General features: G+C 72.0%; 17 protein-coding genes, 2 pseudogenes and 1 riboswitch. Of the genes and pseudogenes, 6 read left to right on the top strand and 13 right to left on the bottom strand.

All coding sequences use genetic code 11. The annotated features are described in order from the left end of the window. From ACWGJB_RS29240 to ACWGJB_RS29210, 7 genes and pseudogenes are all read right to left on the bottom strand, one after another. Nucleotides 1-275 (bottom strand): annotated as a pseudogene (locus ACWGJB_RS29240) (B/F/G family RNA polymerase sigma-70 factor); the annotation flags it as partial. A gap of 665 nt (nucleotides 276-940) precedes the next feature. After that, nucleotides 941-2,635: a dipeptide ABC transporter ATP-binding protein gene (locus tag ACWGJB_RS29235; protein WP_453383051.1), complete on the bottom strand. Its 1,695-nt coding sequence runs from the start codon at nucleotides 2,633-2,635 to the stop codon at nucleotides 941-943. Beyond that, on the bottom strand, nucleotides 2,632-3,555 hold the full coding sequence (locus ACWGJB_RS29230) for an ABC transporter permease (protein WP_453383050.1): 924 nt from the start codon (nucleotides 3,553-3,555) through the stop codon (nucleotides 2,632-2,634). The genes ACWGJB_RS29235 and ACWGJB_RS29230 overlap by 4 nt, the downstream gene beginning before the upstream one ends. Further along, entirely contained in the window at nucleotides 3,552-4,511 is a 960-nt protein-coding gene (locus ACWGJB_RS29225; protein ID WP_453383049.1) for an ABC transporter permease, read from the bottom strand. The genes ACWGJB_RS29230 and ACWGJB_RS29225 overlap by 4 nt, the downstream gene beginning before the upstream one ends. A gap of 3 nt (nucleotides 4,512-4,514) precedes the next feature. Beyond that, nucleotides 4,515-6,134, bottom strand: a complete 1,620-nt coding sequence (locus ACWGJB_RS29220) for an ABC transporter substrate-binding protein (RefSeq protein WP_453383048.1) — start codon at nucleotides 6,132-6,134, stop codon at nucleotides 4,515-4,517. A 225-nt stretch (nucleotides 6,135-6,359) separates the two neighbouring features. Then, nucleotides 6,360-6,476 carry a putative leader peptide gene (locus ACWGJB_RS29215; protein ID WP_453383047.1) on the bottom strand — a complete coding sequence of 39 codons (117 nt, stop codon included), beginning with the start codon at nucleotides 6,474-6,476 and terminating at the stop codon, nucleotides 6,360-6,362. A gap of 35 nt (nucleotides 6,477-6,511) precedes the next feature. Then, a riboswitch (SAM riboswitch) is annotated at nucleotides 6,512-6,625 on the bottom strand. A 33-nt stretch (nucleotides 6,626-6,658) separates the two neighbouring features. Next, complete coding sequence (locus tag ACWGJB_RS29210; RefSeq protein ID WP_453383046.1) at nucleotides 6,659-6,937, bottom strand: hypothetical protein; 279 nt, start codon at nucleotides 6,935-6,937, stop codon at nucleotides 6,659-6,661. 61 nt (nucleotides 6,938-6,998) lie between these two features. Here ACWGJB_RS29210 and ACWGJB_RS29205 point away from each other — a divergent pair, with 61 nt between their 5' ends. From ACWGJB_RS29205 to egtA, 3 genes are all read left to right on the top strand, one after another. After that, nucleotides 6,999-7,169 (top strand): hypothetical protein, encoded by a 171-nt coding sequence (locus ACWGJB_RS29205; protein ID WP_453383045.1) that lies wholly within the window; start codon nucleotides 6,999-7,001, stop codon nucleotides 7,167-7,169. Between the two features lie 22 nt (nucleotides 7,170-7,191). Then, nucleotides 7,192-8,007 carry a DUF427 domain-containing protein gene (locus ACWGJB_RS29200; RefSeq protein ID WP_453383044.1) on the top strand — a complete coding sequence of 272 codons (816 nt, stop codon included), beginning with the start codon at nucleotides 7,192-7,194 and terminating at the stop codon, nucleotides 8,005-8,007. A 321-nt stretch (nucleotides 8,008-8,328) separates the two neighbouring features. Then, complete coding sequence (egtA, locus tag ACWGJB_RS29195; protein ID WP_453383043.1) at nucleotides 8,329-9,621, top strand: ergothioneine biosynthesis glutamate--cysteine ligase EgtA; 1,293 nt, start codon at nucleotides 8,329-8,331, stop codon at nucleotides 9,619-9,621. Nucleotides 9,622-9,891: 270 nt separating this feature from the next. On the opposite strand, the gene ACWGJB_RS29190 is transcribed toward egtA, so the two are convergent. After that, nucleotides 9,892-11,292 carry an NtaA/DmoA family FMN-dependent monooxygenase gene (locus ACWGJB_RS29190; protein ID WP_453383042.1) on the bottom strand — a complete coding sequence of 467 codons (1,401 nt, stop codon included), beginning with the start codon at nucleotides 11,290-11,292 and terminating at the stop codon, nucleotides 9,892-9,894. Next, nucleotides 11,289-12,389, bottom strand: coding sequence for an LLM class flavin-dependent oxidoreductase (locus ACWGJB_RS29185; RefSeq protein WP_453383041.1), 1,101 nt, complete (start codon nucleotides 12,387-12,389; stop codon nucleotides 11,289-11,291). The genes ACWGJB_RS29190 and ACWGJB_RS29185 overlap by 4 nt, the downstream gene beginning before the upstream one ends. Nucleotides 12,390-12,925: 536 nt before the next feature. On the opposite strand from ACWGJB_RS29185, the gene ACWGJB_RS29180 reads away from it, so the two are divergent. Both ACWGJB_RS29180 and ACWGJB_RS29175 read left to right on the top strand, forming a co-directional pair. Continuing rightward, entirely contained in the window at nucleotides 12,926-13,990 is a 1,065-nt protein-coding gene (locus tag ACWGJB_RS29180; protein ID WP_453383040.1) for an alpha/beta fold hydrolase, read from the top strand. Nucleotides 13,991-14,402: 412 nt separating this feature from the next. Then, nucleotides 14,403-14,662: pseudogene (locus ACWGJB_RS29175) on the top strand (helix-turn-helix domain-containing protein); the annotation flags it as partial. A gap of 180 nt (nucleotides 14,663-14,842) precedes the next feature. Here the strand turns inward: ACWGJB_RS29175 and ACWGJB_RS29170 are convergent. After that, nucleotides 14,843-17,200, bottom strand: a complete 2,358-nt coding sequence (locus tag ACWGJB_RS29170) for an FUSC family protein (RefSeq protein ID WP_453383039.1) — start codon at nucleotides 17,198-17,200, stop codon at nucleotides 14,843-14,845. Nucleotides 17,201-17,328: 128 nt separating this feature from the next. Next, on the bottom strand, nucleotides 17,329-18,111 hold the full coding sequence (locus ACWGJB_RS29165) for a polysaccharide deacetylase family protein (RefSeq protein WP_453383038.1): 783 nt from the start codon (nucleotides 18,109-18,111) through the stop codon (nucleotides 17,329-17,331). Nucleotides 18,112-18,317: 206 nt separating this feature from the next. Here ACWGJB_RS29165 and ACWGJB_RS29160 point away from each other — a divergent pair, with 206 nt between their 5' ends. Beyond that, nucleotides 18,318-19,013, top strand: coding sequence for a TetR family transcriptional regulator (locus ACWGJB_RS29160; protein ID WP_453383037.1), 696 nt, complete (start codon nucleotides 18,318-18,320; stop codon nucleotides 19,011-19,013). 50 nt (nucleotides 19,014-19,063) lie between these two features. Here ACWGJB_RS29160 and ACWGJB_RS29155 read toward each other — a convergent pair whose 3' ends face one another. Together ACWGJB_RS29155 and ACWGJB_RS29150 are read right to left on the bottom strand one after the other, a co-directional pair. Beyond that, nucleotides 19,064-20,437 (bottom strand): alpha/beta hydrolase-fold protein, encoded by a 1,374-nt coding sequence (locus ACWGJB_RS29155; protein ID WP_453383036.1) that lies wholly within the window; start codon nucleotides 20,435-20,437, stop codon nucleotides 19,064-19,066. Nucleotides 20,438-20,488: 51 nt separating this feature from the next. Beyond that, on the bottom strand, nucleotides 20,489-20,644 hold the full coding sequence (locus tag ACWGJB_RS29150; protein ID WP_453383035.1) for a hypothetical protein: 156 nt from the start codon (nucleotides 20,642-20,644) through the stop codon (nucleotides 20,489-20,491). Nucleotides 20,645-20,991: the final 347 nt, after the last annotated feature.

Raw genomic sequence — 20,991 nt, 5'->3', positions numbered from 1 at the left:
TCCACGGCCTTGACCAGGCCGAGGGCGGCGACCTGGCGCAGGTCCTCGACGGACTCGCCGCGGTCGCGGAAGCGGCCGGCGATGCGGTGGGCCATGGGCAGCCAGGCGGCCACCAGTTCCTCGCGCAGGGCGTCCCGCTCGGGGCCGTCGCCCAGGGCGGCGAGCCGGGCGAAGAGGGACGCGGTGTCAGGGGCGTCGTCGTGCGAACGCCGGGACGGGGCGTGCGCAGGCTGGCCGGGCGTACGGGGGCGGCTGTTCGACAAGTCGGTCGGCATGCGGAATCGCTCCTGGACGCATTTACAGAAAGTCCGGAATTTGACTTCCAGGCATTTCCTGAGGTCTTTTCAGGGGGCGCCACAGCGGAAAGGCGTTCTGGCACCGGAGGGCGCCGAAAGCCGGGATGATTTCCCGCTGGGCATGCGCCTCCGGTCCGAAGCACAAGACCTCGTTTGCCCCTGATCATGGGGCGTAAACCCGGTGTGATGGGCAGAGCAGCCGTCGGCCACCTCGGCAATAGGGCTCGTGGTGGTGCCGGAGCCGGCGTGGGCCTCACCGGACGGTGGTGATCAGGTCTTGCGGGTCGACGAAAGCGCGGTTGACCGTGGTGGTGCGCCGCGAGACGGACCTTCTCTGCGGTAAGTCAAGCGAAGCGCGACCGTGTTCGTCAGTGGCCGACCCGGCGGATGGCTGACAGTTCGCGGCGGCGTACCCGTCCGCGTCCTGGTGGCGTCTGTGGACGCTCGGGCGTGGGGCGCCGGTGACCAGACGCTCCTCCTCCGTCGCGGCGAAGGGGAACGCGGAGCCGCTGAACTCGTGCGGCGCGCCGTGGCCCTGGCCGGGAGCGCGGGTGTTCCAGCCGATGCAGGTGGCGAGCGGGAGGTCACTAGCGTGCCGCCGGCGACCGCCGGCCCCGCGCTCGGCGGCGGTTCGACTCCCTCGCTCACCCAGGCTCGGCGGCGGGGGAGGGGGCACGCCCGCCCGGGATCGCCGCCAGCAACTCGCGGGTGTACGCGTGGCGGGGCTCGGAGAACAGGTCCTCCGGCGGGCCCGTCTCGACGACCCGTCCGGCCCGCATGACGGCGACCTGGTGCGCGATCTGCCGTACGACGGCCAGGTCGTGCGAGATGAACAGGTACGCCACGCCGGTGTCCGCCTGCAACTCGGCCAGCAGGTGCAGGACTTGAGCCTGTACGGATACGTCGAGCGCGGAGACGGGTTCGTCGCACACCACCAGGTCGGGGGAGAGCGCGAGGGCACGCGCGATGGCCACCCGCTGGCGCTGTCCGCCCGACAGCTCCGCCGGGCGGCGCTCCAGCGTCGAGGCCGGCAGCGCTACCCGGTCGAGGAGTTCGCGGGCGCGGTCGAGCCGGGCGGCGCGGTCGCCGACCTTGAACGCCCGCAGCGGCTCGGTGATCACCTCGCCGATGGAGAAGCGCGGGTCCAGCGAGGCGTAGGGGTTCTGGTAGACGAGCTGGGCACGCCGGCGCAGCTGCCTGACCTCGGCGCCCTTGGCGGCGGTGACGTCGGTGCCGTCGAACAGCACCTGCCCGGAGGTCGCCTCGGCCAGGCGCAGCACCAGCCGGGCCGTGGTGGACTTGCCCGAGCCCGACTCCCCGACCAGGGCGAGGGTCTGGCCGCGCCGCAGGGTGAGGCTGACGTCGTCGACCGCGCGCAGGGTCTGGGCCTCGCCCCCGGCGCGCGGCAGCCTGAACTCCTTGACCAGGTTGCGTGCCTCGACCAGGGGAACCGCCGTGTCGGCCGGGGCGGCGGAGACCGGGGTACGGGGGCGGGCCGTGGTCAGGCTCGGGGCGGCGGCCAGCAGCCGTCGCGTGTACTCGTGCTGCGGGTCGGCGAGAACGGCACGGGTCTCGCCCGCCTCGACCACCCTGCCCTGGGACATGACCACGAGACGCTGAGCCCGGTCGGCGGCCACCCCGAGGTCGTGGGTGACCAGCAGGATCGCGGTGCCCGACTCCTCGGTGAGGTGCTGGAGATGGTCGAGGATGACCCGCTGCACCGTGACGTCGAGCGCGCTGGTCGGCTCGTCGGCGATGATCAGCCTGGGCTTCGCGGCGATGGCGACGGCGATCAGGGCCCGCTGCCGCATGCCGCCGGACAGCTCGTGCGGGTACTGCCGGGCCCGGACGGCCGCGTCGGGCAGCCCGGCCCGGTCAAGGACGGCGACCGCTTCACCCGCCGCCGCCCGGCGGGTCGCCAGGCCGTGGATGCGCAGCACCTCGGCGACCTGGTCGCCGATCCGCTCGACCGGGTTGAGCGAGACCGTCGGATCCTGCGGGACCAGCCCGATCTGCGCGCCCCGCACGGTACGCAGCTCCGCCTCCGACAGCGTGGCCAGGTCGTGCCGGCCGAAGCGGACCGTGCCCGCGTCGATGGTGCCGTTCGCCGCCAGCAGCCGGGTGACGGCGTGTGCGGTGGTGCTCTTGCCGGAGCCGGACTCGCCGACCACGGCCGTCACCTGCCCGGGCCATACGTCCAGGTCCACGCCCCGTACGGCCGAGACCGTGCCGCCCCGGGTGCGGTACGACACGGACAGGCCGCGGATCTCCAGGAGTGGTGTGGTCACGTTCTCACCGTTCTCGCGTGCGTCACCGTTCTCATGTGCGTTGTCGGTCATCGCTGCCGCGCCCATTCGCCGTCCAGCGCCCTGGCGATGCGGTTGGTGGCCAGCACGGTCGCGGCGATCGCCAGCCCGGGCAGCGCGGTCAGCCACCAGGCGTTGGCCAGGTAGTTGCGGCCGTCGGAGATCAACGTCCCCCATTCCGGGGCGGGCGGCGGCGCGCCGTACCCGAGGAAGCTCAGCGCCGACACGGCCAGGATCGAGGAGCCGAAGTCCAGGGTGGCCAGCACGATCACCGGCCCCGCGGCGTTGGGCAGGACGTGCCGGCCGAGGACCGAGTACCAGCGGGTCCCGCAGGACCGGGACGCCTCGACGAACACCGCCTGCCGCACCCGCAGCACCTCGGCCCGCGCCACCCGGGCGAAGGAGGCGACGCTGGCGATGCCGACCGCGACCGCCACCTTCACCGTCCCGTACCCGAGCGCGGTGACCAGGGCCAGCGACAGGAACAGCGCGGGGATGGCGAGGAGGACGTCGACGAAGCGCATCAGCACGTCGTCCACCCAGCGGCCCACGAACCCGGCGACCACGCCGAGCAGACCGCCGACCACGAACGCGACCAGGACCGCGATCAGCGTGGCCTTCAGGGAGAGCTGGGCGCCGTGCACCACACGGGAGAAGACGTCGCGGCCCAGTTCGTCCGTGCCGAACCAGTGACTGCCGCTCGGGCCGCGGAAGTTCTGGGACGGCACCCCCTTCAGCGGGTCCTGCGAGGTGAACAGATCCGGCCAGAAGGCGGCCAGCACCACCAGCACGAGGACGACGACGGACAGCAGCAGACCGGGACGGCGCAGCAGGAAGCGGAGCACCCGGCGGATGTCGGCGGGCCGTCCGGGCTCCGCGGGAGGTCCCGTCCCGACCGGCCGGGCGAGGCCGAGGGCGGCCTCGGCCTGGTCGTCGACAAGGCTCTGGCTCATGCGAAGCTCGCCTTTCTGTCCGAGGCCACCACGATCCGCGGGTCCAGCAGTGGATAGACGAGGTCGACGAGCAGGTTCGTCGCCACGAAGATCAGCGCCCCGAACACCACCACCCCCTGGACCAGCGGGATGTCCTGGGTGGTGACCGCCGCCGCGGTCACCCGGCCCAGACCGTCGCGCGAGAACACCGTCTCGACCACCACCGAACCGGCGATCAGCTGCCCGACCAGCAGGCCCACGACCGTCAGCGCCGGCAGCGAGGCGTTGCGCAGCGCGTGCCGCAGATGCACCCGCCACCGGCCGGCGCCCTTGGCCCGCGCGGTCTCCACGTAGGCCTGGTCCAGCGCGGTCAGCAGGCTCTTGGACAGCACCTGGGCGACCTGCGCGCCGGTCGGTATCGCCAGCGTCAGGGCCGGCAGCACCAGGCCGCGCAGCCCGTCGTTGCCGAACGCCGGGAACCAGTGCAGCCGGAACGAGAACGCCTCGACCAGCAGCAGCCCCACCCAGAACGTCGGGACCGACACTCCCAGCGGGGGCAGCGACAGCAGCAGCTGCCGAAGCCACCGCTGCGAGGTGTACGTCGCCACCACCGCCAGGCCGCCGCCGAGCACCACCGCCAGCAGCAGCGCGGCACTGGTCAGCTGGAGCGTCTGCGGCAGCGCGTCGGAGAGCGTGGCGGTCACCGGGCGGCCGGTGGAGACCGCGTCGCCGAAGTCCCCACGCACCGCCCGGCCCAGATACTCCGCGTACTGCACCAGCACCGGCTTGTCGAAGCCGTACTCGTGCCGCAGCTTGGCGAGTTGGCCCGGATCCGTCTGACCCGAGTCCATCCCGGCCCCGGCCATCGCGGAGACCGGGTCACCGGGCAGGAAGTCGAGCACCAGGAACGACACCGTGTAGGCCGCCCACAGCACCCCGACCGCCTGCGCCAGCCGTTTGATCACATAGCGCCGCATCAGCTACCCGATCCAGGTGTCGTGCAGCTGGACGCGGCTGCCGGAGTCGAACTCCAGATCGTGCACCTTGTTGGAGACGCCCAGCTGGGTCTGGAGCTCCACCACCGGTACGTCGTACGCGTTCCGCACGATCAGCTGCTGCGCCTCGGCGACCAGCTGCCTGCGCTTCGCGGTGTCCGTGGTCGCGGCCTGTGCGGACAGCGCCGTGTCCAGCGAACTGGCGGGCAGGTGGTAGAAGTTGGCCAGCTGGGTGGAGAAGGAACTGCGCAGGATGTCCGGGTCGGCGCGGGTCGTGTTCCCCCACACCACATCGAAGTCACCCGACTGGAGCGTGGTGGCGAACTGGGTGACCGGCAGCTGCTTGAGCACCACGTCGATCCCGACGGCCTTGAGCTGCTGCTGGACCAGCTCCAGCGCGGGCTGGTTGGTGGCCGCGTTGGGGAACCAGCTGATGGTCAGGCTCAGCTTCTTGCCGTCCTTGGTGCGGACTCCGTCGCCGTCGGCCTTCCAACCAGCCTCTTCCAGAAGGGACTTGGCCTTGGCCGCGTCGAAGGCGAGCTCAGTGGAGAGGTCGGTGTAGTCGGGCGTCGTGTGCGCCAGGATGCTGGTCGCCGGCTGGGTGCCGGTCGGGTAGACGGTGTCGGCGATCTGCTTCCGGTCGACGGCGGCCGTGATCGCCTGACGGACCTTCGTGTCCTTCAGCAGAGGCCGCGAGTTGTTGAGCCCCAGGCCGAACACCACACCGGGGTTGGCCCGGCTCTGGAGGGTGACCTGGCCGCCCTTGAGCGCCGCCTCGTTGGCCTTGCCGACGCTGCTGATCGCGTCCACCTGCCCGGACTGGAGACTGCCGGCCCGCACCCCCGCCTCGGGTACGACCTTGAACACCAGCTTGTCCAGGTAGGCCTCGCCCTTCTTCGACCACAGCGAGGAACCCCAGTCGTACCCGGTCCGCCTGGCCAGGGTGACCGACTGGTTCTGCACGTACTGCTTCAGCACGAACGGCCCGGAGCCGACCACGCCGTCACTGCACTTCTGCTGCGGGGACTTCGTCACGCTCGCCGACGACTCGATACCCAGCGAGTGGGTCGAAGTCGCCTGCAGGAACTGGGCGTTGGGCTGCTTGAAGGACACCTTGACGGTGAGCGGGTCGACCACGGTGGTGCTCTTGACGCCGCTCAGATAGCCCTCGGCGAGGGTGCCCAGGGCGCCGAGGTCCGGCACCGCGTCGAAGTTGTCCTTGACCACCTGGGCGGTCAGCTTCGAGCCGTCGCTGAAGGTGACCCCCGACCGCAGGTGGAACGTGAACGTCGTCGCGTCGGTGCTGATGTCCCAGCTCTTGGCGAGCCACGGCACGATCTTGCCGGTCTTCGGGTCCTGGTCGGTCAGGGAGTCCACGATCTGGCGCACCGAGTAGATGGTGTCGTTGCTGCCGACCTGCTGCGGATCCACGCAACCGGCGTCGGATCCCACCGCGAAGGTCAGGGCGCCGCCGGACTTCGCCTGGCCGCTTCCGCCGCCGGAGCCGTCGTCGCCCGAACCGCACGCGGTCAGCAGGACGCTGGTGGTCAGGAGCGCGGCCAGGGGCGCCCATCGGGAGGGTCTGAAATCCGGGAGTGCAGTCACGGAGGCTTTCTCCTACTCGTGGCACCCGGCACGGGGTGCCGGGTGTCGGGGCGCGAGGCACGGCCGTGCAGGGGCGTGCGGCCCCGGCCGGATCGGCGCCGGCCGGGGGAAGCGCTGTGCAGACGGAGGGCAGGTGGACGACACCGGGGACACGGTGGCGAGGGGAAGGGCGGCACGATGAAGCCATGGCCGGTGACGGAGGTCAGCCGGCGGCAGGCGGGCCGGTCAGACCCGACAGAGGCAGCTGGTCGAGCGCTTCAGATCGATGTGGCGCCGACGCGAGAGCCGGGAGTACGCCGTGGCGTCGACGGGGGAGGCAGCCGGGTCATCGCTGTGTCGCATGCCGGTCCCTCCTCGTCTCCGGCCCCGGTCACGGGGCCACGCGCTTGCGGGAGTCATCGGTGATCCCGCCGGGCTTTCACCTGGAGCACCCCACCGCGTGGGAGGGTTGCCGGTCAGCGAGCCAGGGCTTGACGCTGACACTCAATGCCGTTGGCGATCGTACGGATCGGTTTTGTCGTACGTCAATGCCGCAACCGGACGCCCTGTTCGAGAAGATGGGACCGTCTCACGTGCCGGGACGGGTGGTGGACGACGGCTTCCGCCGCATCCTCGGCCTCCCCCGTGACGAGAAGGAACAGCTGGCCGGCCCCACCGGGCACCCCAACCGCCGCTGGCGGCAGTGGCCCGACGACTTCGGCCGCCTCGAACTCGAACGCTTCGACATCGGCCAGTACGACGACGAGAAGCTCTTCCTGGAACCGACCAACTGGACGGAGGGCGGGCTGCGCCCCGGACGGCACCGGCGGCTCGGTGACGCGCCGCTCCTCCGCGGTGTTCGTCCACCCGAGTCGGGACAGGGTCGTGGCACCGTTGCCGGCCTTCGCCGACCTGGACGGCTCCGACTTCGAACCCGTCTCGGTGTGGGAGCGTGCCGGTGGCAACGTCGAGGAGTACCTGTGGGTCCTCGGCCGCTCCGAGCAGCTCGCCGCCTGGCGGGAGAACCGCCCCTACGTCGCCGAAGTCACCGCGTGAGCAAGCCGAAGGAGAGCCGGTCATGACCACATTCCCCACCGCGCAGGCCGTGCGGACCACCCCCGAGGGGCTCCTGTGGGAGCCGAGCGAGCGCTGGGTGCGCGGTCGCCAGGGTGAGGTCACGGTTGTCGACAGCCACCACCCCGTCCTCGTCTGGGAGCCGGGAGTTCCCGTACCGCTGTACGCGTTCCCGCGTACGGAGATCCGCGCGGACCTGCTCCGACCCGCGAAGAACCCCCCGACGGGCACGCACACCGGCTCGCGGATCTTCTACGACCTCGATGTCGACGGCGAGTTGCTGGAGAACGCCGCCTGGACCTTCCCGGCGGCCGACCTGGCCGACCACATCGCCTTCGAGTGGTTCCGGCGTGTCGGGCGGGGCCTGGACCACTGGTACGAGGAGGAGGAAGAGATCTTCATCCACCCCCGTGACCCGCACAAGCGGGTGGACGCCATCCCCAGCAGCCGTCACCTGGTGGTGGAGATCGCCGGCACGGTCGTCGCGGACACCCGCCGGCCGGTCCTGCTCTTCGAGACCGGCCTGCCCACCCGCTACTACGTCCCGCGCGAGGACGTCCGCCTCGACCTTCTCGAAGCCACCGACCACCACACCGGCTGCCCCTACAAGGGCACCGCCGAGTACTGGTCGTGGCGCGGCGAGGCCGACGTCCCGCCCAACGTCGTCTGGAGCTATCCGGACCCGCTGCCCGCGGTCGGCGCCGTCCAGGGGCTCCTCGCCTTCTACAACGAGGCCGTCGACATCACCCTCGACGGCGAGCGGGTGGACCGGCCCGTCACCCACTTCACCAAGGCGCTCACGGAGCAACAGCGCACCTGACGAGAGACGACCGCGGGATCGAGGCGATCCGGGCGGGGGACGCCGAGACGGCCCGGCCGCTCATGCCGGAGCACCACGAACACGACCGGGACACGCGTATCCGGCAGAAGGCACGCCGGGACACTGACGGCGGGCCCGCGACGGGCTGAGGGCGGCCCGGGACCTTCCGAGCCGCCGGTCGCGGGCTGCCGCGTGCCCAGGTGTCTGGAAAGTGCGCTCTTGTCATGACAGGGCGGGACGGCGGACTCTGGCAGCAGGCACAGCGGCGCGTACCGGACGTCGGATCCCCGACGGCCCTGAGGCGGCTCAGGAGGCTCCTGGATGTCGGTTTCACCGGAGTGCGGCGTTGATGGTCCTGCTGTCTCCGAGCACGAGGCGGAGGCGCTGGTCGAGGGGATCTGCTTCAAGACGGGTCCGCCGCGCAGCGTCGGGGTCGAAGTGGAATGGCTTGTCCACCGAGAGCGTGCGCCGCACGCCCCCGTGGGCCGTGAGGACCTGGAAGCGGCCCACGCCGACTTGCGAACCCTGCCGCTGACGTCGGGGCTGAGCGTCGAGCCCGGCGGTCAGGTGGAGCTGAGCTCCCGGCCGGCCCCGTCGCTGGCCCAGTGCGTCTCGGAGGTCTCCGCGGATCTGGCGGCCGTGCGCACCGCGCTGCGCGAGCACGGCCTGACCCTGGCCGGCATGGGCGTCGATCCCTGGCAGCCGCCTCGCCGGTTCCTGCGGGAGCGGCGCTACGACGCCATGGAGGCCTGCCTCGACCGTACGGGTCCGGCGGGGCGAACCCTGATGTGCACGTCGGCCTCCGTCCAGGTGTGCCTCGACGCCGGACGGGAGGAACCCGGCGTCATGGGATTCGCGCGCCGCTGGTGGCTGGCACACCACCTGGGCGCGGTCCTGGTCGCGGCGTTCGCGAACTCGCCCATGGCCGAGGGCCGCGCCACGGGCTGGCTGTCCACGCGGCAGCTGATGTGGGCGGAACTCGATCCGGGACGGGCCGGCGGGCCCTCCCTGGTCCCCGACCCGCGCCGTGCCTGGGTCCGGCGGGTCCTCGACGCACCGGTGATGTGCGTACGACGGGACGGTCCCTGGGAGGTTCCGGACGCGGTGAGCTTCCGCGAGTGGACCCGCTCGCGCACCATGCGCCCGCCGACCCATGCGGACCTCGACTATCACATCAGCACCCTGTTTCCGCCTGTCAGGCCGCGCGGATACCTGGAACTGCGCATGATCGACGCACAGCCCGGCGACGACGGGTGGACCGTGCCGTTCGCCGTGGCCACGGCCCTGTTCGACGACCCTGGTGCCGCCGTTGTCGCGAACCGGGCGGTGGAGTCCCTGGCGGAGCGGGGCGCCGGGGCCCCGGCGCCGCACAATCCGCTGTGGACGAGCGCGGCACGCCACGGGCTTGCCGACCCGGAACTGAAGCGCGCCGCCGTGACCTGCTTCACCGCGGCACTGGACGCCCTGCCCCGGCTGGGCGCGAGCACCAGGGTCATGGACGCCGTCGCGGCCTACGCCGACCGCTACGTCCGCCGCGGCCGCTGCCCGGCCGACGACGTGCTCGACCGGCAGCGCGACCGTGACGCGTCCGTACGGCACCGGACCCGGCAGTGACCCGGACGACCCTGCCGCCCGAGCGGAATGGCGAGGCACGTCGTGCTTCCGCCGCAGGGGAGTTTCGGGCCCGTCAGGACACCTGCGGAGTCCGCGAGCTGATGGGCCTACGGCACTCCGCGGGGGTGGCCCCGGTCCTGCGCGTCGATCGAGTGGACCAGGACGCCACCTGCGTGCACACGGATTCAGGTCGAACGGCGGACCGGACGTCCTGGAGGAGATCCAGGTGCCGACCCCCGCTGCCGGTCCGGTGCGGCGGGGGCGACGAGTTCAGCCGGCCTGCCGTCGCTCGGGAGCGGAGCGGTGGGTGAGCGGTGCCCGCAGGCCGAGGTGTTCGCGCAGCGTGCTGCCGGTGTACCCGGTGCGGTAGACCCCGCGTTCCTGCAGTTCCGGGACGAGCAGCTCGACGATGTCGTCGAGGCCGTCGGGGATGAGGTACGGCGTGACGTTGAAGCCGTCGACCGCGCCGTGCCGCACGAACCGGGCGAACCTGTCGGCCAGGCCGGACGGGGTGCCGACGTGCCCGCGCTGCGGGCCGAGCGCGATGACGGTCTCGCGCAGCGACCAGCCGTGCTCCTCCGCCTTCGCCCGCCACTCGGCCACCACCGTGCGCGGGTCGGCGATGCGCCGGGCCCCGAAGGAGCCGTCGTTCTCGGCGACGACCGGGTCCTCGACGGGCAGCGGACCGTCGGCGTCGCGGTCGGACAGGTCGATGCCCCACAGCAGCCCGGCGACTCCGAGGGCCGTGGCGGGGGTGACCTGCTGGAGCCGGATCCAGCGCTTCTTCTCCTGGGCCTCCTCCTCGGTGGCGCCGATGATGATCTCGGTGCCGGGCAGGATCCGCAGGTCGTCGTCGGGCCGCCCGACCGCCCGCAGCCGGCGCCGGATGTCCTCGGCGAAGGCCAGCGCGTCGTCGAAGTCGTTGCCGTGGGCGGAGAAGATGACGTCGGCGTTGCGGGCGGCGAAGTCGCGCCCCTCGCCCGAGTCACCGGCCTGGAAGATCACCGGGTGGCCCTGGGCGCTGCGCGGCAGGGTGGGGGCGAGGTCGACGTCGAACTGTGGTCCTCGGTGGCGTACTTGGCGTACGGCACCGGGCACCGACCAGGCGGGAGCGTTCACGGAGGCGACGACTGCTGCGTCGTCCCAGCCGTCCCACAGGGCGCGGGCCACGGTGAGGAACTCCTCGGCGCGCCGGTAGCGGTCGGCGTGGTCGAGATAGCCGCCGCGGCGGAAGTTGGCGCCGGTCCAGGCGTTGTCCGTGGTCACCACGTTCCAGCCGGCGCGGCCCGCGGAGAGGAGGTCGAGGCCGGAGAGGCGGCGAGCGAGGTCGGCGGGCTCGTTGTAGGTGGAGTTGTAGGTGGAGACCAGGCCGATCCGGCGGGTGACCGCGGCCAGCGCCGCGAGTTGGGTGACGGCGTCCGGCCGTCCGGCCACGTCGAGGTCGTGGATCCGGCCGTCGACCTCGCGCAGCCGGAGCCCCTCACCGAGGAAGAACGCGTCGAACAGGCCCCGTTCGGCGGTCTGGGCGACCTTCCGGAAGGAGGCGGGGTCGATCTGCGAACCGCTGTCGGGGGCGGACCAGATGGTCCAGTGGTTGACGCCCTGGAAGAAGACCCCGAAGTGCAGCTGGGCGCGGGGCCGGGGGACGTCGAGGGGGTCGGTGCGGGTCATCGGGTCTCCTCCTGGACGGCCGTGGCCGCGAAACGGTTGGCGGGGCGCTCCAGACCCAGGGCCGAGCGCAGGGACGTACCGGGCAGCGGGCGGGCGACCAGACGCCGCGCGGACAGGGCCGGCTGGACCAGGCGGGACAGGACGGGCAGATCCTCGTCCAGTACGAGGGGATGCAGCCGTACCCCGTGGACGTGACGGCTCAACTCATCGAGAACAGCGACCAGTCCGTCCGCCGAGCCGACGTGCCGCAGCCGTCCGCGGTCGTCCCACGGCGCGTGGCGTTCCAGGTCGGCGACGCGCTCGGCGCCGGTCGCGTGCGGTGTGTCCAGCGCCAGCTCGACCTCGGCGAAGACACGGGGCGTACCGGCGCCGGCGGCGGCTGTGGCGACCGCCGCCGGGTCGCGGCCCTCGACCAGGGCGACGTCGAGCTGCGCGGCGGCCACCTGGTCCGGGCGGCCCAGGACGACGAGCTGCCCCTGCGGCGGGCGCGGCACGATCGCCGGGCCCTTGACGGCGTAGGTCTCCCCGGTGAAGTCGATGTAGTGCAGTCGGTCGCGGTCGAGGTAGCGGCTCGTGGCCACGGACCGGATGACCGCGTCGTCCTCCCACGAGTCCCACAGGGCGCGGGCCACCTCCACCCCGTCCCGGGACTCCCGGGCCCGCCCGGCCGCGTCGGCGACCAGGGGACGCCCCCACACCCGGGCCGCCTCGGCACGGTCCTCCTCCGTCACCACCCACCCGGCGCGGCCGGCGGAGATGTGGTCCAGGGACGCCAACTGGCTGGAGACATGGAAGGGTTCGGCATACGTGAGCGGGACGACGGGCGCGATCCCGATGGTGCTGGTGGACGCCGCGACGAAGGCCGCCCGCTCCAACGCGCCTATACGGCCGACGGGATCCGGCGCGGCACCGGGCGGCAGCACCCCGTCGTCCAGGGTGATCAGAGTGAACCCGGCGTTCTCGGCGACGGCGGCGAGCCCGGCCACTCGACGCGGGGTCAGCAACCGGTCGGGTGCGTGGGCGGCACGGCGCCAGGCCGCAGGGTGGGCGCCGTCGCCGTCGATCTCGACGGCGAGGTGCAGGGCGGGGCCGGACAATGGACGTTCCTTCCGGGAAACACGGGAAATCGCGGCCTCGGGGCCACGACGGTGGAACCGGGCGAGGCCACGGCGAGAGAGCCGGGCGGGGCCACGGCAAGCGGTCCGGCGGACGGGCCGGCAGAGGAACCGGCCGGCCGGGCCGGCAGCGATCAGAGGCGGGCGGAAGGACAGACGGCGGAGCAGGTGCGGCAGTAGTCGACATGCCGGCGGACGATCAGCCGCACGCCGGAGCACACACCCTGCGGTGCCGCGCCGGATACGTGCATCAAGGGCCTCCACCCGTCAGAAACCGATCGGTTCAACGTACGTCGACCGCCCCCGCGGGTGTCAAGGACGTGCGGCGCGGTCCACACCCGCGGAGGCGCCGGCCGGTGTGGACCGATCGGTCAGCGCAGGACCGTCACCGGGTGATCTCGCCGCGTTCCGGCGGACCTGGTTGCGGGATCGGGGCGATGTGGCAGGATGGGTGAACCATCACCTGTTCAAGCGGTGACGAGCGGCGAGGGTGAACCGTGGATCGAGGAGGGCTTCTCGTGATCAACAGGCGCACCTTCGGAACGGCTCTGGGGACCGGCGCGGCGGCTGCGTCGCTCGGAGGCCTGCAGGGGGCTCCGTCCGCCTCCGCGGCTGCCCGGGACGGGGCGTCGCCGTCCGGGAGGGCCGGCTCGGGCGGGGGCTCCTTCTCTCAGCCGAAGCAGATCAGGGCCGGGCTGCTCGACGTCGGCTACGCGGAGGCCGGCCCGGCGCACGGTCCCGTGGTCATCTGCCTGCACGGCTGGCCGTACGACATCCACAGCTACGTCGAGGTCGCCTCCCTGCTGGCCGCGCAGGGGTACCGAGTGATCGTGCCCTACCTGCGCGGTCACGGCACCACGCGCTTCCTGTCCGACCGCACGGTCCGCAACGCCCAGCAGTCGGCCGTCGCGCTCGACACCATCGCCCTGATGGACGCCCTCAAGATCGAGAAGGCCGTGCTGGCGGGCTTCGACTGGGGGTCGCGCACCGCCGACATCATCGCCGCGCTCTGGCCGGAGCGGTGCCGGGCGCTGGTGTCGGTGAGCGGGTACCTCGTCACCAACCTCAAGGCCAACCTGGAGCCCCTGCCGGCGAAGGCCGAGTACACCTGGTGGTACCAGTTCTACTTCGCCACCGAGCGCGGCCGGAAGGCCATGGAGGACCGGGACAGGCGCCGTGACCTGACCCGGCTCGTCTGGACACAGGTCTCCCCGACCTGGGACTTCGACGACGCCACCTTCGACCGCACCGCGGCGGCCTTCGACAACCCCGACTACGCGGCCATCGTCATCCACAACTACCGCTGGCGGCTCAGCCTCGCCCCCGGTGAGCGCCGCTACGACGACCTCGAGAAGCGGCTCGCCGCCAGGCCGTTCATCGCCGTGCCCACCATCACCCTCGACCCCGGCCGCGACCCGTTCACCGCGCCCGGCGACGGCAGCAGCTACCGGGACAGGTTCACCGGCGCGTACGAGCACCGCACGCTCGCGGACATCGGCCACAACCTCCCCCAGGAGGCACCCGGGGCCTTCGCGCAGGCGGTCGTGGACGCGGACCACCTTCCGGCTCCGTCACCGTCCTGAGGGGTGCAACTCCGGCGCCCGGGGAGGGCGGTTCGCCGGACGGATCCGGCGTACCGCGGGCTGATGGTCCGTCAATCGGCCGGCGTGAACAGAACGATCGGTGCGCGGATCACGTGCGGTCCTTTCCGGTCCGGGAGGCCGGGGGGCGCCCGGCGGATCATGCCGGTGTCCCTGACGGGCAGGCCGTCAGTCTCGGCGGGCCCGTGCCGCTTTGTCTTGGACGAATGTTCCGTACGCTGGCGCCATGCGGACCGCACGGCCGGCTCGGGACGCCGCGCAGATCTGGGACATCGCCGTCCCGGCGCGGCCCGGTCGGCTGCCGGGAGTCAGCATGGCGGGATTCCGCGCGCGGACCACCGACCCCGTCGACCTGGGTGTGATCCCGTACCCGGCGGTCACGGTGGTCGTCGACCTTGGCCTCACCCCCAAGCGCGCGGCCCAGCTGATCCGCTTCGACCACGCGGCCCACCGGCTCGCCGCGGGCACAGCGCCGCACAGGTGGCGGCGGAGATCGGGTACGCCGACCAGTCCCACCTCCACCGAGACGTCCGCGCCTTCACCGGCGTGACGCCCTCGGCGGTCTCCGCCGCGCCGTGGCTCGCGGTCGACGACGTCGCCTGGGCCGCCCCCGCATACCTGTCCGGCACACCGCTCCGAGCCACCGTGCGCTGACAAGACGACTGTGCTGCCCCGGACCTGGGGCGCGCCACCGGTCCGTCGTCATGGTCGGTGGGCGCGTGGTGAGTGGTTGGTTCGGCGTTGCCGTGGTCGCCGGACCCGTGGTCAGCGGTTGGTTCGTTGTCGTCGGGGTCGGTGGGCGCGTGGTGAGCGGCTGGGCCGTCGTCGCCGGGGTCAGCCGGTGGACCTCTTCCGCAGCCGGCCGTGGTGTGCCGCCCCCCGGGCCTTCGCCGCGTCCGCGAGGCCGGGCTGGAGACGGCGGGCGGCGTCGACGTGGTCGTCGGTCCAGATGATCCGGACCGCGACGGGGGTGGCCCGGCCCTGCCCGTCGCTGAGTTCGGTACGGACGGACCGCACCAGCCGCGCGGCACCCTCGGGGTGCAGGGGGACGACGTCGGGGACGGGGCCGTGGTCGCCGAGGCTGGCCGCGAGCCCGTGGTACCAGCCGGTGACGAGGGCCGCCGACCCGAGGACGGCACTGTGCGCGTCGGCCCGTACGGCCTCCACGCGCGCCAGGTCCTCGCCCTGCCACAGGGAGACGACGGCGTCGGCGGCCAGGCGCAGCCCGACGACTCCCGAGACGAGGGTGGTCGTACAGGCCAGCGACAGTGGCTTGGCGCCGCGTTCGGCCAGGAAGCTGCGGAACGCGTCGTCCAGGCGGCGGGCGGAGGCCGCCGCCTCACGGCTCTGCGGATCCGGGTCCGCGGGGTGGCGGTGGCCGAGGGCGTAGTCGACGGCGCCGCCGAGGTAACGGGCGCTGTCCTCGTACGCCTGGGCGAGTGCCTTGTGGACGGCCGCCTGGGCGCCGCGCGGCCAGAAGAACACGGCGACGAGGATGCTCACCAGGCACCCCAGCGCGATGTCCTGGATACGCAGCAGGGCGACATGCCAGTTGGGGTCGTGGCCGATGTTGAACAGCACCACGAGCGTGACGGTGAACGCGGCCTGCCCGGCGGCGAAGGAGATGGCGGCGGGCGCGATTCCGGCGAACAGGACGGCCACCGGTAGCACGAACCACAGCGCGGTGCCGTGGTGGCCGATCAGATGCAGCAGCCCGGCGCCGATGACGGAGCCGGCGACCGTGCCGAGGACGGCGCGGACGGCGTTCTGCCCGGTGCTGAGCGCATTGGAGCGCAGCACGGACAGGGTGCCCAGCAGGACCCAGAAGGAGTGCCCCACGCCGGTCGCGTTGGCCAGGAACACGGCGATGCCGAGGCCGACACCACCGCGGAGACTGTTGTGCATCCACACCGAGTCGGCCCTGAGATGGGCGGCGGCCCGCTCCCGTGCGGCGGCCAGCGGTGCGGCCAGCGCGCCCGGCTCACGGCCGAGCAGCCGCTCGTGCCAGCAGCGCTGCCAGGCGGTGGCCGCCATGTCCACGTTGTCGGCGATCTGCAGCACGGCGAAGCCAAGTTCCTGGGCGCGGAAGGACACGTCGAGCGCGGCGATGAACCCGTAGATCTCCGCCGTACTGTTCCCACCCGGGTGTTCGGCGGGCACCCGGACGGTGGAGCTGTGCTCCATCCCGGTCAGCTCCGCCCGCAGCTCCTCGGCGCGGGCCCGCAGCGGGCCGGTGTCGCCGGTCAGGTCGGTGAGCAGATCGCAGGCCGCCTCCAGGACATGGGCGGCGGTGCGGCGCACGCCGTGCGCGGCCGGATCGCAGCCGGGGGGCTCGTCGGTGTAGTCCGACCGGTCCACGAGGATGGCGCACAGCCAGGTGAGTTCGTCGACCAGCCGGACCAGGGCACGGGAGGTCGCGGACAGGCCGGTGGGGCGGTAGGGGGTGGCGTCGAAGGCTGCCCGCAGGTCCGCGCCGGTCTGGGCGGTGATCTGGGCCGCCGCTCTGCAGTGATCCGCGAAGGGCACCGATCCGTCCGGGGCCGGCGCGGAGGCGCGGGCGCGCAGATATCCGGCGGCGGCACGGCAGACGGCGGCCGCCGGGGCGCTGAGCGGATCGGCGACGGGGCGCGGCCACATCAGGGCGATGGCCGGCAGCGCCACCACCGCCGCCAGGCCCGCGCCCGCGAGACGGTCGGGCAGCTGTGACAGCGGTACCGGTGCGCTCACCGGCAGCACGAACGCCAGCAGGAGCGCCGTCGAGCTGCCGGCCAGGACCGAGCTGACCACGCCGGCGAAAAGGATCACGAACCCGACCACGACCGTGGCCGCCACGGCGAGCCGGATGTCGGCCGCCGCCAGCGTGCCGACGCAGTTCAACGCCAGCCACGCCACCGCGAGGGCCGCCTGCGCCTGCAGCCGCTCCACCATCGGACCGGAGTAGTCGACCAGCAGCAGCATCGAGAACGTTCCGAACGCGGCGAAGCTCGCCATCGTCGGGTTGTGGAACACCTCGCCGCACAGCGCGAACAGGGCGGGCATCACCAGCGCGGTGCGCCCGGCCCGCCGGGTCGCCGCGAGGTCCGGGTCCCGGTCGCGCAACCACGTCACCCAGCGCGGTGCCCGCCCCGACATGTACACCTCCCGCTGGCCCAGGGCAGTCGGCCCCGCCGCCGCACCGCGCACACCACCCATATGCGGCCACCCTCGGGTGGTCCGCAACATTTACCGGGACGGTACGACGCCCTGAGCGGATCGGCACTCCTGTTGAGCGGATCATTGCCGATCGGGGGCTCGGCGCACCACGTCCGACGCGGTCCGGCTCACCGCACCGGGAAGCCGAACGCGTACCCCTGTTCCTTCAGCCAGGGCAGTACCTCGCGCAGGGCGGCAACGGTCTCGGAGCGGTCGCCGCCGGCGTCGTGGAAGAGGATGGTCGGCCCGTTCGGCATCTCGTCCTTGACGGTGCCGACGATCGCGGCGGTACCGGGGCGTTCGAAGTCCTTCGAGTCGACGTTCCAGCCGAGCGGCCGCATGCCGTGCGAAGCGGCGAGCTTCCTGCTGTACGGGGTGAAGGCACCGCCCGGGGCGCGGTAGTAGAGCGGCCGGACACCCCCAGACGCCTGGGTGATCATGCGTTCCGCGTCGAGGATCTGCCGGGACTGGTAGGACTCGGACTTGGTGTCCATGGTGACGTCGTGCGACACCGTGTGGTCGCACAGCCGGTGCCCGGCCGCCACCACCGCCCTGACCAGGTCCGGATGCGCCTGCGCCTGCGGGCCGATCATGCAGAACGTGGCCTTCACGCCGTACTCCTTGAGCACCTGGAGCACCTGCGGCGTCCAGACCGGGTCCGGCCCGTCGTCGATGGTGATGTTCACGCCCCGGGCACCCCGGTCCGAGGCGTGCGCGATCTCCACCGACACCGCGGCCGCCTTCCGGTCGGCGCCGGGCACCCCGGGGCGTGCCGAAGTCCCGGCTCCCGCACTCCCGTCGCCGGGACCGGACGGCGAGGTCCACAGCGAGGCGGCCACGGCCACCGCCGTGACCCCCATCGCCGCCGCGGCCACCTGGCCGTACCACCCTCGTCCGCCGCGCCGCGCCATCGTCCGCCCCGATCTTTGTCGTTCCGTTGTTCTCGTGCACCCGTCCAGACGGAAGGCGGCGGGCACCGGATCCATCCGTTACCGATCACGGACAATTCCGCGAGAGATCTGCGACAGGCTCCCTGCGTGTCCTTTAACGGCGGGCGGGACGATCGGTGTTGGCGGTTCGGACCGCAAACGTGGGAGGGGGCACGGTCGCGCCATTAATGCAACTGGGTTGCGCTAAGATTCCGCTCGTGAGTTCGACTCGCTCTCAGCGCGCCCGCAGTGCGGCGGCCAAGCAGCAGCGTGAGCGGGAGATCCTCGACGCCGCCCGATCGCTCGGCACCGAGCGCAGCGTGCGCGAGGTCACGCTGACCGACATCGCCGCCGCCGTCGGCATGCACAAATCCGCGATGCTGCGGTACTTCGAGACACGTGAGCAGATCTTCCTGACGCTCACCGGCGAAGGCTGGCAGGAGTGGTCGGCGGCGCTGCGCGCACGCTTGGGCGAGCTCACCGGCGCCGGTCATGACGAGATCGCGGTGGCCGTCGCCCGGTCGCTGGTGGCGCGGCCGTTCTTCTGCGACCTGCTCGCCCAGGCGCCGCTGAACCTGGAGCGCAATGTGTCGCTCGACTCCGCCTACGAGTTCAAGACGATCGCGCTCGCCGAGGTCGCGTCGGTCGCCACCGTGCTGCGCGGCCTGCTCGGCATCGGAGAGGGCGCGGCCGTGGACGTGATCGCCACGGCCACGGGCATGGCCGGGGCGCTGTGGCAGATGGCCGCGCCCGGCACGGGTCTTCGCGAACTCTACGAAAGCCACCGCGAGTTGGCGCACGCGGTGGTCGACGTCGAACCCCGGCTGACCCGCATCCTGACCGCCCTACTGAACGGCGTACGCACGACGGTCCCGGAGGCCTGAGGCAGCCGACGCCCCCTGTCGCCGGACCGTTTCCTCAGATGCCCGTCGGGTCAGAGGGACTGTTTCATGATCCAGTCACGGATTCCGGGGATGGAGTAGGCGATCTGCCAGGTGCCCATGTGCGCACTCGTGGCGCCGGTGGTGCCGGTGACCGTGCCGGTCAGGAAGGTGGCGTAGTTCACCGGTGTCCGCTGCTTCTCCAGATTGCGTACGTCCGCCGCGAACTGCGCGGCGCTTGACCCCGCGTCCCACACCGCCGTGCCGACCCTGGTCCCTTCCGCCTGGATGACCGAGGTGATGGCGTTCTCGCCGGGGAAGGCCTTGTCGTCGTCCTGTGAGACGACGATCCACAGCTTCTTCCCCGCCAGCGGCGCGGCCTGGCTGTCCGGCCACTGCCCGGCGACGATGTAGGCGGCCGCGAACAGGTCCGGGTACCGGATGTTCAGCCCGAGCGACAGCATCGCGCCCATCGACTGACCGGTGGTGTACCGCCGCTTCGTGTCGATGCTGTACTGCTCCGACACCGCCTCGACGAGATGCACGGTGGTCTCGAAGAGCGAGGTCGGCTGGTAGGTGTCGTCGATGACGACCTCGCCGTACTCGGGCGCGAGCACGAACGACTCGTGCCGGGCCTGGTCCTCGGGGCTCGCCCAGCACACCGCGCCGAGTCCCTGGACCAGGGGGCCGACGGTGTCGACGTTGACGACACCGGCGTCGTGCATGAACAGCACCAACGGGTACTTCCTGCGCGGGTCGTAGCCCTTCGGCGTGAAGAGGTTGTACTTCAGCGACCTTCCGGTCTCCGGGTCGTCGAAGGTGAACTGCTCGAAGTCGTCGACGATCGGGTTCACCACCGCACTCGTGGCCACCGCGGTGCCGCTCGGCGCGTAGGTCCTGCCGTGGGTGGTGGTGACCGTGCCGGTCTGGGTGACGGTGGCCTTCGCCGGGACGATGGGGCCGCCGGGGGTGGTGTCGCCGGCCGTCGGACCGCCGGCGCCGGGGCCGCCCGATCCGCTGGGCGCCGGGGCCGGGCTGCTCGACGCGCCGACGGCGTCCTTGCCCCACAGCAGGGCCGCCCTGTCGTCGGGGGAGAGCTCCACGATGACGTGGCGGCCGTCCCTGCCCCGCTCGGCGAGTGCGGCGGAGGTGTTGGCGTAGACCCTCGTGACCGTGCGGTTGGTGACCGCGAACGCCGAGACCGAGAGGGAGGAGCCGGCGATGGGACGGTCGTACTCGACGGCCACCGCGACGAGCTTCTGGCCGACGCCGTAGACCTTGGTGATCGCGGTGGCGCCGACGATGTGTCCGGCCCCGGACACCGGATCCGTCGGGCCGGGGGAGGCGGCCGCGACGGCGGTGCCGCCGAGTGCGGCCACGGTGCCGATGCCGGCGGAGCCGGCGATGAGCGTGCGCCTGGTTACCAAGACGAACTCCTTCATCGGTGGGGGTACGACGGTGGGGATACGGCGGCGGGGTCAGCCGCGCAGCGAGCGGGGCAGGTCGGCGATCTTGACCGCGACGGTCTCTGCCGTGCCCTGGGCGTCGGCCGTGTACTTGCTGATCGAGGTCAGGTCCAGCACCACGAGGGTGATCCGCCGTTCTTCTGTCCGGTTTTCACGGGTCGGCGTCAAATCTCTCTCCTCCGGCTGGAATCAATTGACCGCACGAATTCGACCCGCTGTATATGGCGGGAAATTGCGGGTCGAGTGGGCGGTCTCGCAGGGCGGGAAATAAGAACTCATTGCTGGTGCGGGTGCGCCGTGAGCGTTGCATCGGGGTGAGAGACCGTCAATGGAGGCGGCGCGAGATCTAAGATTGCACGCGGCGAGATCGTCTCATCGGCCCAGCTCGGCGGCGGAGCGCGAATTTCCTGTCGTTTTCCTTAGAATCCCGGAATGCGCGCGGAATATCGGTCGAGGCGTTCGGGGAATGCGCTCAGAACCCGGGACGCAACAGTCGGAGGCCCTCGGTGTGAGGG

The organism is Streptomyces sp. NPDC054813 (genome assembly GCF_053611365.1).
This window is presented reverse-complemented; position numbering and strand designations above follow the sequence as displayed.

Excerpts from the sequence above, each read along its gene's own strand:
- ACWGJB_RS29165 (WP_453383038.1), bottom strand. The coding sequence starts at position 18,111 with ATGGCGCGGCGCGGCGGACGAGGGTGGTACGGCCAGGTGGCCGCGGCG.
- ACWGJB_RS29200 (WP_453383044.1), top strand. The coding sequence starts at position 7,192 with ATGACCACATTCCCCACCGCGCAGGCCGTGCGGACCACCCCCGAGGGG.
- ACWGJB_RS29160 (WP_453383037.1), top strand. The coding sequence starts at position 18,318 with ATGCAACTGGGTTGCGCTAAGATTCCGCTCGTGAGTTCGACTCGCTCT.
- ACWGJB_RS29215 (WP_453383047.1), bottom strand. The coding sequence starts at position 6,476 with ATGCGACACAGCGATGACCCGGCTGCCTCCCCCGTCGACGCCACGGCG.
- egtA (WP_453383043.1), top strand. The coding sequence starts at position 8,329 with ATGTCGGTTTCACCGGAGTGCGGCGTTGATGGTCCTGCTGTCTCCGAG.
- ACWGJB_RS29230 (WP_453383050.1), bottom strand. The coding sequence starts at position 3,555 with ATGAGCCAGAGCCTTGTCGACGACCAGGCCGAGGCCGCCCTCGGCCTC.
- ACWGJB_RS29225 (WP_453383049.1), bottom strand. The coding sequence starts at position 4,511 with ATGCGGCGCTATGTGATCAAACGGCTGGCGCAGGCGGTCGGGGTGCTG.
- ACWGJB_RS29190 (WP_453383042.1), bottom strand. The coding sequence starts at position 11,292 with ATGACCCGCACCGACCCCCTCGACGTCCCCCGGCCCCGCGCCCAGCTG.
- ACWGJB_RS29235 (WP_453383051.1), bottom strand. The coding sequence starts at position 2,635 with ATGACCGACAACGCACATGAGAACGGTGACGCACGCGAGAACGGTGAG.
- ACWGJB_RS29170 (WP_453383039.1), bottom strand. The coding sequence starts at position 17,200 with ATGGGTGGTGTGCGCGGTGCGGCGGCGGGGCCGACTGCCCTGGGCCAG.